Origin of the sequence: Methylobacterium durans (assembly GCF_003173715.1) — a bacterium.
Classification (GTDB): Bacteria; Pseudomonadota; Alphaproteobacteria; order Rhizobiales; family Beijerinckiaceae; genus Methylobacterium; species Methylobacterium durans.
In genome coordinates, this window is record NZ_CP029550.1 from 5,188,654 (window position 1) to 5,203,519 (window position 14,866).

General features: G+C 71.0%; 13 protein-coding genes and 1 pseudogene. 6 read left to right on the forward strand and 8 right to left on the reverse strand.

The annotated features are described in order from the left end of the window. Window positions 1-64 precede the first annotated feature (64 nt). Window positions 65-982: a LysR family transcriptional regulator gene (locus DK389_RS23935; RefSeq protein ID WP_109893351.1), complete on the reverse strand. Its 918-nt coding sequence runs from the start codon at window positions 980-982 to the stop codon at window positions 65-67. Between the two features lie 122 nt (window positions 983-1,104). Here DK389_RS23935 and DK389_RS23940 point away from each other — a divergent pair, with 122 nt between their 5' ends. Both DK389_RS23940 and DK389_RS23945 read left to right on the forward strand, forming a co-directional pair. Then, window positions 1,105-2,034, forward strand: coding sequence for a ring-cleaving dioxygenase (locus DK389_RS23940; RefSeq protein ID WP_109893353.1), 930 nt, complete (start codon window positions 1,105-1,107; stop codon window positions 2,032-2,034). 30 nt (window positions 2,035-2,064) lie between these two features. Beyond that, window positions 2,065-2,706, forward strand: a complete 642-nt coding sequence (locus DK389_RS23945; RefSeq protein WP_109893355.1) for an alpha/beta hydrolase — start codon at window positions 2,065-2,067, stop codon at window positions 2,704-2,706. 183 nt (window positions 2,707-2,889) lie between these two features. Here DK389_RS23945 and DK389_RS23950 read toward each other — a convergent pair whose 3' ends face one another. The 7 genes and pseudogenes from DK389_RS23950 to rocF all read right to left on the reverse strand — a co-directional run bounded on the left by DK389_RS23950 (window position 2,890) and on the right by rocF (window position 9,675). Then, the gene (locus DK389_RS23950; RefSeq protein WP_109889102.1) at window positions 2,890-4,143 is read right to left on the reverse strand and encodes an IS701 family transposase; all 1,254 of its coding nucleotides are present in this window, start codon (window positions 4,141-4,143) and stop codon (window positions 2,890-2,892) included. A 55-nt stretch (window positions 4,144-4,198) separates the two neighbouring features. Next, window positions 4,199-5,164, reverse strand: a complete 966-nt coding sequence (locus DK389_RS23955) for a HEAT repeat domain-containing protein (protein WP_109893357.1) — start codon at window positions 5,162-5,164, stop codon at window positions 4,199-4,201. Between the two features lie 8 nt (window positions 5,165-5,172). After that, window positions 5,173-5,406 (reverse strand): 4Fe-4S dicluster domain-containing protein, encoded by a 234-nt coding sequence (locus DK389_RS23960; protein WP_017486815.1) that lies wholly within the window; start codon window positions 5,404-5,406, stop codon window positions 5,173-5,175. A 30-nt stretch (window positions 5,407-5,436) separates the two neighbouring features. Then, on the reverse strand, window positions 5,437-7,185 hold the full coding sequence (locus DK389_RS23965; protein WP_109893359.1) for a fumarate reductase/succinate dehydrogenase flavoprotein subunit: 1,749 nt from the start codon (window positions 7,183-7,185) through the stop codon (window positions 5,437-5,439). 63 nt (window positions 7,186-7,248) lie between these two features. Continuing rightward, window positions 7,249-7,611, reverse strand: coding sequence for a gamma-butyrobetaine hydroxylase-like domain-containing protein (locus DK389_RS23970; protein ID WP_236960317.1), 363 nt, complete (start codon window positions 7,609-7,611; stop codon window positions 7,249-7,251). Window positions 7,612-7,713: 102 nt separating this feature from the next. Further along, window positions 7,714-8,564 (reverse strand): annotated as a pseudogene (locus DK389_RS23975) (urease accessory protein UreD). 154 nt (window positions 8,565-8,718) lie between these two features. Further along, window positions 8,719-9,675, reverse strand: coding sequence for an arginase (rocF, locus tag DK389_RS23980; protein WP_109893361.1), 957 nt, complete (start codon window positions 9,673-9,675; stop codon window positions 8,719-8,721). A 257-nt stretch (window positions 9,676-9,932) separates the two neighbouring features. On the opposite strand from rocF, the gene urtA reads away from it, so the two are divergent. From urtA to urtD, 4 genes are all read left to right on the forward strand, one after another. Then, entirely contained in the window at window positions 9,933-11,255 is a 1,323-nt protein-coding gene (gene urtA / locus DK389_RS23985; protein ID WP_109896798.1) for an urea ABC transporter substrate-binding protein, read from the forward strand. A 61-nt stretch (window positions 11,256-11,316) separates the two neighbouring features. Continuing rightward, window positions 11,317-12,894: an urea ABC transporter permease subunit UrtB gene (gene urtB / locus DK389_RS23990; protein ID WP_109893363.1), complete on the forward strand. Its 1,578-nt coding sequence runs from the start codon at window positions 11,317-11,319 to the stop codon at window positions 12,892-12,894. Between the two features lie 2 nt (window positions 12,895-12,896). Further along, the gene (urtC, locus tag DK389_RS23995) at window positions 12,897-14,057 is read left to right on the forward strand and encodes an urea ABC transporter permease subunit UrtC (RefSeq protein WP_109893365.1); all 1,161 of its coding nucleotides are present in this window, start codon (window positions 12,897-12,899) and stop codon (window positions 14,055-14,057) included. Then, window positions 14,057-14,866, forward strand: a complete 810-nt coding sequence (urtD, locus tag DK389_RS24000; RefSeq protein ID WP_109893367.1) for an urea ABC transporter ATP-binding protein UrtD — start codon at window positions 14,057-14,059, stop codon at window positions 14,864-14,866. The genes urtC and urtD overlap by 1 nt, the downstream gene beginning before the upstream one ends.

The following is a 14,866-nucleotide window of genomic DNA, read 5'->3' on the forward strand; positions in this document are numbered from 1 at the left end:
ATGGATAGGTCCGGCACAGGAATCCGCGACGCCGCCCCCCGAGCGGGGTCATCCGACCGCGCCGTCAGCGCGGGCCCTCGGCCCAGGGTGCTGAGGCCAGCGCCTGCGCGAGGTAGGCGATCAACGCCGTGACGCGGGCGGGACGCGGGTCGCCGGGCGGCGCCACGAGGTGCAGCGCGATCGGCGGCGCCGACCACCCGGGCAGCACGCGCTCCAGGCGGCCGGCGCGCAGATCCTCCCAGACCATGAAGTCCGGCTGCACGGCGAGGCCGAGTCCGGCCCGGAGTGCGGGCCCGAGGGCGTCGGCGTTGTTCGCCCGCAGCGGCCCAGCCGGGACGATCGTCGCCTCCGCGCCGTCCGGCCCCGCGAAGTGCCAGCGGTCCGGCGTGGGCAGGTAGGCGTAGCCGAGGCAGGCGTGGGTCGCGAGGTCGTCCGGATGGGCGGGGCGGCCGTGCCGGTCGAGATAGGCCGGCGCGGCGACGAGGGAGCGCCGGATCCCGCACAGGCGCCGGGCCCGCAGCGAGGAATCGGCGAGTGCGGCGATCCGAAGACCGAGGTCGAAGCCGCCGCCGACGAGGTCGACGAGCGCGTCGCTCAGGTGCAGGTCGACCGCGATCCGCGGGTGAGCCGACAGGAAGTCCGGCAGGATCGGCGCCACGTGCGCGACGCCGAAGGACATCGGCGCAGCGAGCCGCACCAGCCCCTGAGGCTCGGCCGCCGCCTCGCGCGCCTCGGCCTCTGCAGCCTCTCCCTCGGCGAGGATGCGTGCGGCGCCGTCGCGCGCCGCGCGGCCCGCCTCGGTCAGACTGAGGCGGCGGGAGGTCCGATGAAACAGGCGCGCCCCGATCCGCGCCTCGAGCCGCGCCACGGCCTTCGAGACCGTGCCGGCCGAGACGCCGAGCTCCTCCGCGGCGCGCCCGAAGGAGCCCGTCTCCGCAACTCTCGCGAACACGGCCCAAGCCTCGAAATCGGGTAGCTTCATCCGTCAATCCAGAAACGATGGCTTTCTTTTCTTTCCGTTTTCGCGAGGGTCGGCAAGGGTCACATTCGCTCCATCGACAGACCGGCCGGGCCATCCGGCCAGATCCGAACAGGAGAGACGCCATGTCCGAGACCGGCCTCCACCACGTTACCGCCTTCTCCGGCCCCGCCGCCCGCAACCTCGACTTCTACACCCGGGTGCTCGGGCTGCGGCTCGTCAAGAAGACCGTCAACTTCGACGATCCGGGCACCTATCACCTCTATTACGGAGACGAGACCGGCCGGCCCGGCACGATCCTCACCTTCTTCCCCATCGCGCTCGCCGCGCCGGGCCGGGCCGGGATCGGGGAGACGCAGGAGACCGCCTTCCGGGTGCCGCGCGCCTCGATCGGGTGGTGGACCCACCGCCTCGTCGCCCACGGCGTGCGCCACGAGGCCCTGGTTCAGCTCTTCGGCGAGCCCACCCTTCGCTTCCGCGATCCGGACGGGATGATGCTCGCTCTCGTCGGGGTCGAGGAGGCGGGTGCGGCGCCCGCCTGGAGCGGCGGCGACGTGCCGGCCGAGCACGCGCTCCGCGGCTTCCACGGCGTGACGCTGCTGCTGGCCGAGGCCGGCCCGACCGCGGCGATCCTCACGGACGTGCTCGGCTTCGCCGAGACCGGCCGCGAGGGCTCGGCGACGCGGTTCGCCGGCAGCGCGGGCATGGGCGGGTTCGTCACCCTGCGGGCGGTCGGCGGCTTCCTGCCGGGCCGCCCGGGGGCGGGCAGCGTTCATCACATCGCCTTCCGGGCAGAGGACGATGCGGCCCAGGCGGCGATGGTGGCGGCCTTGCGCGACCGCCACGGCCTCAGCGCCACCGAGCAGCGCGACCGCAGCTACTTCCGCTCGGTCTACTTCCGGGAACCCGGCGGCGTCCTGTTCGAGATCGCCACCGACGCACCGGGCTTCTCCGTCGACGAGCCGCTCGAGGCGCTGGGACAGGCGCTGAAGCTCCCGGGCTTCCTGGAGCCGCACAGGGCCGAGATCGAGGGCGTGCTGCCCGAGGTCGCCTGAACCACGACAGGGATATCGAAGGAGGGTGCCATGACGACCACCACCGACATCGCCGGCTTCGTCCACCGCTTCGAGCCGGGCAGCGATCCCGCCCGGCCGCCGCTCCTGCTCCTGCACGGCACCGGCGGCGACGAGGCCGACCTCCTCCCCCTCGGCCGGGCGCTGGCGCCGGGGGCGGCGCTCCTGTCCCCGCGCGGGCGGGTCCTGGAGAACGGGAGCCCGCGCTTCTTCCGCCGCCTCGCCGAGGGCGTTTTCGACGAGGCCGACGTGATCCGCCGGTCGGGGGAACTCGCGGGCTTCGTCGCCGAGGCGCGCCGGACCTACGGCCTGCCCGCCCCGGTCGCGCTCGGCTTCTCGAACGGGGCGAACATCGCCGCCGCGACGCTGCTGCTGCATCCGGAGGCGCTCGCGGGCGCCGTCCTGATCCGGCCGATGGTGCCGCTGAGTGAGCCCCCCGAGACCGATCTCGGGGCCAAGCCGGTGCTGATCCTGTCGGGCGCCTTCGACCCGATCGTGCCGGCCGAGAATGCGCGGGCGCTCGCGGCGACGCTGGAGCGGGCGGGCGCCCGGATCGAGCACCGGACGCTGCCCACGGGCCACGGGCTCGGTCAGGCGGATCTCGCCCTCGCGCGGGCATGGCTCACCGATCAGCGCGCGCCGGAAACGGTCTGACGCGCGCGACCGAGCCCCCCTTCCGGACGGGCCCGAGCCCGCCGGGAGGGGTTACGCGGCCGGGATCGCGCCGCGCCCGGAACGGCCTAGCATTACAGTTGCAGTTTCGTTCTGAGGTGCGCCTGTCGGGCGGCAGCTTGGTGGGCGCGCCGCCAGGCTGACCAAGCGAGCACGAGCGCGGGCTCAATGCGCCGCTGCGCCAGCCGCATCGCCACGCGCCGGATCTCCTGAATGGACCACGGCACCGGCGAGCTTGGCGATGAGCGGCGTTTTTGGGGGCGTTCCGTTGGCCAACCGGCGCACCCGCGCCAACATCGCAAAAGCCAGCATCACCAAGCTGACGTGCCGGTGCCAGCCGTGCCACGAACGGCTCTCGTTGTGGGCCAGCCCGAGCTCCGTCTTGGCGGTCTCGAACGCGTCCTCGATGGCCCAGCGTCGCCCCTCCACGGCCACCAGCGTCTGCACCGGCGTGCCGACCGGGCACCAAGTGGTGAAGTAGGAGAAGCTCCCGTCCGACAGGCTGCGCCGCACGAGCAGGCCGCGCGTCCACACGCTCTGATCAAGAGCGGCGTCGAGCGCATCCGCCGGCAGCGTGGCCAGCGGCAGGTAGGCCCAGTCGAACAGGCGCGGTCCCTTCGTGCCAGATCCGGCCGAGAGCCGGATCCAGTCTGTCTTGGAGAGATCCTTGGCGATCTCCTCGGCGGTGCCCGCGACGTCGAGGTTTTGGTCCCAGGACCAGAACCGATGCTGACCCGTGACACCGAGCACGTAGCCCTTGTACGCACGGCGCAGCGCCAGCTCGATCTCGCCAACCCCGTAGATGCTGTCAGCCGCAACCCACGCAAACGGCACCTCTGCCTTTATCGCCCGCTCGATCATGGCCAGCGCCAGCTGCGGCTTGGTGGCAAAGGTGATGGCCTCCGGCACATGCGCCGTCCGCCTTCGAGCCGGGTCTCCGGCCCAGGCTTTGGGCAGGTACAGCTGACGATCGATGAAGGCGTGGCCCTGATCCGAGACGTAGGCGGCAAACACCCCGATCTGGCAGTTGGTGATCTTGCCAGCTGAGCCTGTGTACTGCCGGCCCACACCGCACGAGGCTCTGCCCTGCTTCAAGAAGCCGGTCTCGTCGATCACCACCACCGCGTCAGGTGAGCCGAGCGTCTCGAGGACGTAGTCACGCACCACGTCCCGCAGCGCCTCCGCGTCCCAGTGCGTGCGACCGAGGACAGCCTGCTGGCGCCAGGGGCCTGGATCACCAGCAGCTTCAGCCCGCATCCAGCCGGTCTTGCGCCGCTCACCCCCAAGCAAGCCCTCCAGGAAGGCGTTGGCGGAGGCGGCGACGCTCGGGGCGGCAAACAGCGGGCGGATGCGCTGCTTGGCCTGCCGCAGTGTCGTCGACCAGAGCTCCAGCGTCGATTCGAGCGAGGTTGAGGACATCGCGCTCTCCCATCCGAAACCACTCAGATAGGAGCCTCACCCTGCAACTGTAATGCTAGGTCTCGCCCCGGCAGCGGCCGATCGCCCAGCGGATCAGCTTGCGCACATCGGGATCGGGATCCTCGGCGCCAGCCTCCAGGGCGGCGAGGCCGCGCGGGTCGGCGATCTCGCCGAGAGCGGCCGCAGCCTCCTTGCGCAGGTTGCTCACGTCGGAGGCGAGCGCCTGCCCGAGCACGTCGACCGCCGCCTTTGCCTTGATGCGGCCGAGGGCGTTCGCCGCCTTGGTGCGCACCTGCCAGACGGGATCGTCCATGGCCGCGATCAGCGGTTCGATCGCCTCCGGCAGGCGGATCTTGGCGGCCGAGACGGCGGCCTCCTCGCGGACCTGCCAGTTCTGGTCCGAGAGGCCGGCGAGCAGGGTGGAGATGCCGGGACCGCCGGGGCGCAGGAAGACGAGGGCGGCCATGGTGGCGCGCCGCACGCTCGCATCCGCGTCGCCGGCGGTGGCGATGAGGGCGGGCAGCGCCTCCTCGGCCTTGAGATAGCCGATCACGCCGAGGCCCTCGCGGCGCACCTCCGGCGCGGGGCTGCGCAGCGCGCGCAGCGCCGCCGCGAGCGCATCCGGCAGAACCAGCTCGCGCAGGGCGCGGAGCGCCGCGGCCTGGACGAACGGATCCGCGTGCTCGGCGCGCTCGATCAGGAGCGGACCGCAGGCGGGCTCCTTCTTCTCGGCGAGCGTCTCGGCCGCGGTCTGGCGGACCGCCTCGTCGGCATCCTCCAGCGAGCGGACGAGGCCCTCGACCACGTCCGGCCCGTCGTGCTCGTCGAGGGCGCGGGCGGCGGCCGCGCGCACCGCGGCGTCGGAATCCGCGAGCCCCTTCAGGAGCAGGATCGTCGCCTCGGGGCCGACGGCCTCGGCGAGCTCCATCATGGCGACGCGGCGGATGCCGGGATCGGGATCCGCGCAGCGCTCGGCCAGATCCTCAAGGTCGTCGTCGAAAGTATCGAACACGGGTGCCATCGCGATCCTCAGCGCAGCAGGTAGGGGATGTTGACCTTGACCGCGTTCGTCGGGCAATCGACCTCGCAGGGCATGCAGTACCAGCATTCGTCGTACTTCATGTAGGCTTTCTGCCGCGTCTCATCGATCGCGAGAATATCGAGTGGGCAGACGTCGACGCAGACCCGGCAGCCCTTCTCGGCGATGCACTTCTCGTCATCGATGACGACCGCGGCGCTCTTGGCCTGGGTGATGATCGGCATGGATTCAAGTCTCCGGAATACGGGTGCGGTTCACTCGGCGGCGGCCGGTGTCTTGATGCGGAGCTGGTGGTAGGCGCTCATCTCCTCGGCCGCGACGGGCACGATGAAGGGATCGACCTCCCGCTTGGCGTGGGCCATGCGGCCGGCCTCGTCCTTGAAGAGCACGGTGTGGCAGGCCCACTCGGCGTCGTTGGTCTCGGGGTGATCGACGCGCAGATGATAGAAGCCCCAGCGGCTCTCGGTGCGGTAGAGCGAGGCCGCCGCCGCCATGTCGGCGCAGTCGAGGATCGACTGCATCTCGAGCGCCCGGTGCAACTCGTGCGGATCGCGGGCGACGAGGAGGTCGAGATCCTCGCGGATCTCGGCGAAGCGGCGCTGGCCGAGTTCCATCTTGGCCGTGACCTTCGGCGGCTCCAGGTAGTCGTTGACGAGGCGGCGGGTCTTGAACTCCATCTCGTGGGGCGTGAGCCCGTCCTCGCGCCGGGTCGGCGCGAGCACCCGCTCCTGCTCGGCGAGGAGGTCGCCCTCGTCGTACGACGCGAGATCGTGACCCGCGCAGTAGGCGGCGGCGTCCGCGCCGGCGATGCCGCCGTTGACGAAGGCGCCGAGCATGTAATTGTGCGGCACGCTCGCCATGTCGCCGACCGCATAGAGGCCGGGCACCGTGGTGCGGGCGTTCTCGTCGACCCAGACGCCGGACGCCGAGTGGCCCGAGCAGAAGCCGATCTCCGAGATGTGCATCTCGACCGGGCGCTGGCGGTAATTGTTGCCACGCCGCTCGTGGAAGCGCCCGCGCGAGGGCCGCTCGTTGGTGTGCAGGATGGTCTCGATCTCGGAGATCGTCTCCTCGCGAAGATGGTCCATCTTGAGGAAGACCGGGCCGTTGCCGCTCTGCAGTTCCCGCCAGAATTCCAGCATCATCTGGCCCGACCAGTAATCGCACTCGATGAAGCGCTCGCCGCGATTGTTGGCCGTGAACCCGCCGAACGGCCCGGTTACGTAGGCGCAGGAGGGGCCGTTGTAGTCCTTGATCAGGGGGTTGATCTGGTAGCACTCGAGGTTCGCGAGTTGCGCCCCCGCGTGGTAGGCCATCGCGTAGCCGTCGCCGCAATTGGCCGCATTCTCGTAGGTGCCGAACAGGTAGCCGGAGGCCGGCAGGCCGAGGCGCCCGGCGGCGCCGCAGGCGAGCACCACGGCCTTGGCCTTCACGACGAGAAATTCGGAGGTGCGGGTGTTGACGCCGACCGCGCCCGCGATGCGCCCGTCCGGACCTTTCAGCAGCCGGGTCGCCATGTAGCGGTTCGTGACGCCGACCTGCAGGCGGCGGAGCTGCCGGTAGAGCACCTTCTTGACGTTGTGCCCCTCGGGCATCGGCAGCACGTAGGTCCCCATGTGGTGGACCTTGCGCATGTTGTACTCGCCGGAGCCGTCCTTCTCGAACTTGACCCCGAGCTTGTCGAGGTACTGGATCATCGGGAAGGAGCCCTGCGCGTAGGCCATCACCGCCTTCTGGTTGACGACGCCGTCGTTGGCGACAGTGATCTCCTTCACGTACTGCTCCGGGGTGGCGTAGCCCGGCACGACGGCGTTGTTCAGCCCGTCCATGCCCATGCTGATCGCGCCGGAGCGCTTCACGTTCGCCTTCTCCATGAGGACGACCCGAAGCTTCGGGTCGGCCTCCTTCGCCTTGATCGCGGCCATCGGGCCGCCGGTGCCGCCGCCGATCACGAGGAGGTCGGTCTCGATGATCTCGGTCGTCGCGGTCGGGTGGAAGCTCATGGGGTGTCTCGCATCCGGGCGGGCCGTTTCGGCCTCGCGGGTGACGGGGGTAGCGCGGTCAGATCAGGCCGCAGCGGCGGCCACGGGCACGGCCTCGCGCGCCAGATCGCGCAGGTAGGTCCAGGGGAAGATCCCGCGGGCGTGGCCGTCCCCGAAGGCGAGGTGGACCGCGTAGCCGCCCATCGGCTCGATGCGGATCACCGAGGCGCGGGGGAAGGAGGCGGGGAAGCGCGCCTCGATCCGCTCCCGCGTGCACCAGGCGCAGCGGCAGCGCAGGCGCAGGGTCTCGGCGGGAAGCTCCCCCCGCGTGCCATCGCGCCAGGCGAGCCGCAGGCTCGTGCCGCCGCGGGCCAGGACCACCTCGTCCGGGATCGCATCGGGATCGAAGGGGGGCGAGGCGGGAAGCCTCATCGCGCCGCTCGTCATGCACCGCTCCTCGTTCAACAGGTGCCATTGGAGCCGAGGCGGGCAGGAGCGGACAGCAATTAGTTGCCCGCAAATCGCGATTGCGCCGGGCAGCGCTCGGGGTCAGCCCTGCCAGACCCGGGGCAGGGGCTCGCGACGGTAGGCCGCCAGGAAGCGGGCCGCGCACCGCCGGAGCGCGTCCGGGTCGCGGCCGAGGAGGCGCACGACGAGATGCCCGTTCCAGGCGCTGGCGCCGGCCTCGACGCCAGCGCCGGGTCCGTCGAGGAGGGCGCGCGCCTCCTCGATCCGGCCTTCGGCGCCGGGCGCGAGATCGAGGATTGTGCCGAAGGCCCGGGCACCGCCGCCGATGGCGGGACGGGCGAGGAGTTCCGCGACCGGACCGGCGAGGGCGAGCGAATCCGCGTAGACGAGGCGCTCCGCCCGTCGCACGCGCCAGTGGTCCTGCAGCCCCCCGTGGAAAAGACCTCGCCGCTTGCGGCGCGCCCCAGCATCACGATCTCGCAGGCAAGGAGGCCCGCGCCCTCGGCGAGGTCCGCCTCGAAGCGGCGCTCCAGACTGGCCCGGTCGTAGAGGATCGTCTCCTGCGGCAGCCAGGCGAGGCGGGCACCCGCGCCGAGGGCGACCCGGTTCAGGATCGCGCTCGCCGGACCGTCCGAGCGGTAGATCTTCTCCGCCGCATTGGTGGTGAGGACGAGGTCCGAGCCCGCATGGAGATCGAGGCCGACCTCGAACCGGTCGCCGCAGGCGATGCCGCCCGCAGTGTTGACGAGGACCGCCTCCGGCATCGGCCCGTGGGTTCTGGGAAAGCGCAGGCGCGAGGGGCCGGATTCGGCAAGGTCCATGACGATCGTCGCGGCGCCGGCCCGCGCCATCCGGAGTTGGATGCGCCCGTGCGAGCGCTGGCGAAGCGGGGCGGGGGCGGTTACCGCCTCGGGAGGGGGGAGGGGCCTCATGGGCGGCCGGACCCGCCGCGGGTCCTCTCTCGTGCCGGGAGGGACAGGGTGAGGGGTGCAGGTCTTTCCGGAAAGGTCGCCCCCCTCGCCCGGTCGGCTGACGCCGACTCGACCTCTCCCGGACGGGAGAGGTGGGCGCCCCCCGCCCGCTCCCTCACGTGGCGAGATCCCGCGGCACCGCCTCGATCACCGGGGTCGGCCGGTCGAGGATGCGGCGGCCGAACAGGCTCGCGACCAGCTCCACCAGCACCCGCGCGCTGCGCCCGCGCTCGTCGAGGAAGGGGTTCAATTCGACCACGTCGAGGGAGCCGACGAGGCCGGAATCGTGGAGCATCTCCATGATCAGGTGCGCCTCGCGGAAGGTCGCGCCGCCCGGCACCGTGGTGCCGACGCCCGGCGCAATGCCGGGATCGAGGAAGTCGATGTCGAGGCTGACATGCAGGTGGCCCCCGGCCGCCGCGACCTGTTCCAGCGCCCGGCGCAAGGGGGCCACCACCCCGAACTCGTCGATGGCGCGCATGTCGGTGACGCCGACGCGCCGCGTCGTCACGAGGGCGCGCTCGCCCGCATCGATCGAGCGCAGGCCGAACAGGTGGATGCGTCCCGGGTCGAGGAGCGGGCGGGCCCCTGCCGCGAACAATCCGTCGAAGCCGGGCTCGCCGCAGAGCGCGGCGAGCGGCATGCCGTGGATGTTGCCCGACGGCGAGGTCTCAAGCGTGTTGAAATCCGCGTGCGCGTCGAGCCAGAGCACGAAGAGCGGCCGGCCGGCCCCCTCGCAGTGGCGCAGCGCCCCGTCGACCGAGCCGAGGGAGAGGCTGTGATCGCCCCCGATCACGACCGGCAGCGCGTCGCCCGCGAGGCTCGCCGCGACGCGCCCCGAGATCACTTGCGTCCAGGCCGCGACGGCCGGCAGGCCGCGGGCCTCCGCGGGACATCCGGGCGCCACGTCGCCGAGATCCGCGACGGCGTGGCCGAGATCGGCCAGCGTCCGCACGAGTCCCGCCGTGCGGAGCGCCGCGGGGCCCATCAGGGCGCCAGGCTCGCTCGTGCCCACCTCGATCGGTGCGCCGATGATCTCGATGCGGGTCGCCCCCGCCTGCCGCCCGCTCATGCGCCGCTCCCAGCCGATGGTGCGAGGACCGGTCGCGTTCTAGCCCGTCCTGGCGACGCGCTGAAGACGCCCGCTCCGCCCCGACCGCCCATGCAGGGCCGATGCCGGATGCACGCCGGGCCGTGTGCCTCGCGAATGTGCAATGTGGGTGTGCATCGCGCGAACATGCTCGGCGCTCCGGTCACGGTGGCGCTTGGCACATCGCTTGCCAGACCTTCGCGCCCAGCGAACGGGCAGTGGAATGGCAGGCGTCGATGATGAGCAGAGCCTTTTCGGCCGGATCGAACCGTCCTTCGTCCCTCAGGCGCTGGACCTGCGCCGCCGCGCTGGCGGGCGGCCTCGCCCTCGGTCTCGGCATCGCGTCCGCGGCCCGCGCGCAGGAGACGATCAAGGTCGGCATCCTGCACTCGCTGTCCGGCACGATGGCGATCTCGGAGACGACCCTCAAGGACGCGATGCTGATGCTCATCGCGGAGCAGAACCGCAAGGGCGGCGTGCTCGGCAAGAAGCTGGAGCCGGTGGTGGTCGATCCGGCCTCGAACTGGCCGCTGTTCGCCGAGAAGGCCCGCGAGCTCATCGCCAAGGACAAGGTCTCGGCGGTGTTTGGCTGCTGGACGAGCGTGTCGCGCAAGTCCGTGCTGCCAGTCTTCCGGGAACTCGACTCGATCCTGTTCTATCCCGTCCAGTACGAGGGCGAGGAGAGCGAGCGGAACGTGTTCTACACGGGCGCCGCCCCGAACCAGCAGGCGATCCCCGCCGTCGACTACCTGATGAGCGAGGAGAAGGTCGAGCGCTGGGTCCTGGAAGGGACGGACTACGTCTACCCGCGCACCACCAACAAGATCCTCGAAGCCTACCTGAAGGCGAAGGGCGTGAAGCCTGAGGACATCTCGATCAACTACACGCCGTTCGGCCAGTCGGACTGGCAGACGCGAGTGGCCGCCATCAAGGCGTTCGGCTCGGCCGGCCGGAAGACGGCCGTGGTCTCGACCATCAATGGCGACGCGAACGTGCCCTTCTACAAGGAACTCGCCAACCAGGGCGTGAAGGCCACCGACATCCCGGTCGTGGCCTTCTCGGTGGGCGAGGAGGAGTTGGCCGGCATCGACACCAAGCCGCTCCTCGGCCACCTCGCCGCCTGGAACTACTTCCAATCGATCGACACGCCGGAGAACACGGCGTTCATCGAGCAATGGCGCACCTTCACGAAGAACGCCAAGCGCGTCACCAACGACCCGATGGAGGCCCATTACATCGGCTTCAACATGTGGGTGAAGGCGGTGGAGAAGGCGGGCACCACCGAGCCCGACAAGGTGATCGCTGCGCTCCCCGGCATCGAGCAGAAGAACCTCACGGGCGGCACCGCGAAGATGCTGCCGAACCACCACGTCACGAAGCCGGTCTTCATCGGCGAGATCAAGGATGACGGACAATTCGATGTCGTCTGGAAGACGGACGGCCTCATCCCCGGCGAGGCGTGGTCGAAGCAACTCGACGGCTCGAAGGACCTCGAGGCCGACTGGGTGACGCTCAATTGCGGCAACTACAACACCAAGACCAAGAAATGCGGCGGGGCGTGACGCTCCCATCCCCCTCCCTCGCGGGGATGGGCGGCGCGCGGCAGTCTGCGGGGGATCCACGATGATCGGCCTCCTCGCCCTCCTCCTCTGCCTTCTCGCCGGGCCGGCCCGCGCGGAGGCGCCGGCCGACGCGGCCTACGCGCGGCTGGCGAGCGACAGCTACGCGGAGATCGAGGCCGGTGTCGCGGCGCTCGGGCCGAGCGGCGATCCGCGTGCCGGAGCCGTGATCGGCGCGCTGGCCGACGGGCGCCTCCTCTTCCGGCCTGCCGATAGGACCCTGTTCATCCGCGACGGGTCCGGCGTGGTCGAGGCCCGCACCGGCGCCCCGGCAAGCGCCGACGGCCTGAAGCCGGTGCGGGCCAACAACAAGGTCCGGCGCGCCGTCGAGGCAGCGATGGGCAGCCTCAACCTGACGAGCCCGGATCCGGGCAGGCGCCGCGAGGCGGCGGACGCCGTGTTCAAGGCCCGCGACGCGGGAGCGCTTCCCGCCCTCGACGTCGCGCTGGCGAAGGAGGCGGATGCGGGCGTGCGGCGGGCGCTGGCGGAGGCCCGCGCCGCCGTGATCCTGGCCCGGCCCGGAGCCGCGGAGCCTGAGCGCCTCGGGGCGATCCAGACGATCGCAGGCCGCGGCGACGGCGATGCCCTGGGGATCCTGCGCGGCCTCTCCGCCGATCCGAGCGAAGCCGTGCGGGCGGCGGCAGCCCGCGGCGTCGGGACGGTCGAGACCCGGCTCGCCCTGATCGGAGCGGCGCAGAACGTCTGGTACGGGATCTCCCTCGGCTCCGTGCTGCTGCTGGCCGCGATCGGCCTCGCCATCACCTTCGGCGTGATGGGCATCATCAACATGGCGCACGGCGAGATGGTGATGCTCGGCGCCTACACCACCTTCCTCGTGCAGGGCGCGATCCGCGAGCATGCGCCCGCCCTGTCGGATTGGTCGCTCGCCGTCAGCATCCCGGCGGCCTTCCTGGTGGCGGGCGCCGTCGGCGTCGTCATCGAGCGCGGCGTCATCCGCTACCTGTACGGGCGGCCGCTGGAGACGCTGCTCGCCACCTTCGGCATCAGCCTCGTCCTGCAGCAGGGTGTGCGCTCGCTCTTCGGCCCGACGAACCGCGAGGTGAGCGCGCCGGCCTTCATGACCGGCGCCTTCGACCTCTACGGCCTCTCGATCACCTGGGGCCGGCTCTGGATCGTGGTGTTCTCGTTCGGCGTCTTCCTCGGCCTGCTCTTCGTGCTGCGCAGGACCGCCTTCGGCCTCAAGACCCGGGCCGTGACCCAGAACCGGCGCATGGCCGCAGCGATGGGCATCCGCACGCCCCTCGTCGACGCCCTGACCTTCGGCCTCGGCTCCGGCATCGCCGGCATCGCGGGCGTGGCGCTCTCTCAGATCGACAACGTCTCGCCCAATCTCGGCCAGGGCTACATCATCGACTCGTTCCTCGTCGTGGTGTTCGGCGGCGTCGGGAACCTCTGGGGCACGCTGGTGGCGGCGCTGACCCTCGGCGTCGCCAACAAGCTGTTCGAGCCGTATCTCGGCGCGGTGCTCGCGAAGATCGCGCTCCTCGTCTTCATCATCCTGTTCATCCAGAAACGCCCGCGCGGCCTGTTCGCGCTCAAGGGCCGGGCGGTGGAGTCGTGAGCATGGCCGCCGCCATCCCGAGGCCGGCCCTCGTCGACCTCAAGGGCCGGATCTTCCTCGGCGTGCTCGCCGCGATCTGCCTTCTCGTCCCGCTCCTCAACCTCGCGGTGCCGGAGGGCTCGGGCCTGCACCTGCCGACCTACCTCGTCTCGCTGTTCGGCAAGTACCTCGCCTTCGCGCTGCTGGCGCTCTCCCTCGACCTCGTCTGGGGCTATTGCGGCATCCTCTCGCTCGGCCACGGCGCCTTCTTCGGGCTCGGCGGCTACGCGATGGGCATGTACCTGATGCGTCAGATCGGGCCGCGCGGCGTCTACGGGAACCCGGTCCTGCCCGACTTCATGGTGTTCCTGAATTACACCGAGCTGCCCTGGTACTGGCTCGGCTTCGATCATTTCCCCTTCGCGGCATTGATGGTGCTCGCAGTGCCGGGCCTCCTCGCCTTCGTGTTCGGCTGGCTCGCCTTCCGCTCGCGGGTGACGGGCGTCTACCTCTCGATCATCACGCAGGCGATGACCTTCGCGCTGATGCTCGCCTTCTTCCGCAACGACATGGGCCTCGGGGGCAACAACGGGCTCACCGACTTCAAGGACATCCTCGGCTTCCCCGTCCAGGCGCAGGGCGTGCGGGTCGCGCTCTTCCTCGCCACCGCGGCGGCGCTGGCCATCGGCTACCTGATCGCCCGGTTCATGACGGTCTCGGCCTACGGCAAGGTGCTGATCGCGGTGCGGGACGCGGAAGCCCGCACCCGCTTCCTCGGGTATCGGCCGGAAGCCTATAAGACGCTGGCCTTCGTGGTCTCGGCCATGATGGCGGGGGTGGCGGGCGCCCTCTACGTGCCGCAGGTCGGCATCATCAACCCCTCCGAATTCGCGCCGACGAACTCGATCGAGGCGGTGATCTGGGTCGCGGTCGGCGGGCGCGGCACCCTCGTCGGGGCCGCCCTCGGGGCGGTGCTCGTCAACTACGCCAAGACGCTGCTCACCGGCGCCCTGCCGGATGCGTGGCTGTTCGCGCTCGGCGCCCTCTTCGTCCTCGTGACGCTCTTCCTGCCGAAGGGGATCGTCGGCACCGCGATCGATCGGTTCGGCAGCCGGCGCGCGGCGGCCAAGCTCCCGCCCGAGCCCGAGATGCCCGGCAAGCTCGCCGAGGAGGGCCGTGGCTGATGAGCGAGGCCGATCTCCTGATCCCGGAAGCCGCCGTCGCGGGCGGCGGCCCGGCGACCGAGCGCCGCCTGACCCAGGCGCTCCTCTATCTCGACGACGTGCGCGTCACCTTCGACGGCTACCGAGCGCTGCGCGGCCTCTCGCTGACGCTGGAGCGGGGCGAGATGCGGGCGATCATCGGCCCGAACGGGGCCGGCAAGACCACGATGATGGACGTGATCACGGGCAAGACGCGGCCCGACACCGGCGCCGCCGTCTTCGACGGCGTGCACGACCTCACCCGCCTCGACGAGCCGGCGATCGCCGATCTCGGCATCGGCCGCAAGTTCCAGAAGCCGACCGTGTTCGAGAGCCACACGGTCTCCGATAACATCGTGCTGGCGCTCAAAGGTCCGCGCAGCGCGCTGGCCTCGCTGTTCGGCTGGCGGAACCGCGTGGAGGCGGCGCGGGTCGAGGAGATCCTCGTCACCGTCGGCCTGATCGCCCATCGCGGGCGCCCGGCGGCCGACCTCTCGCACGGGCAGAAGCAGTGGCTGGAGATCGGCATGCTGCTCGCCCAGGACCCGAAGCTCCTCCTCGTCGACGAGCCGGTCGCCGGCATGACGGATGCCGAGACCGAGGCCACCGCGACGCTGTTGCGGGCAATCGCGCGGGACCACGCCGTGATGGTGGTCGAGCACGACATGCACTTCGTGCGGGCCCTCGCCTGCCGCGTCACCTGCCTGCACGAGGGCGCGGTCTTGGCCGAGGGCTCGATCGACGCGGTCTCGGCAGACCCCCGCGTCGTCGAAGTCTACCTGGGACGCTGA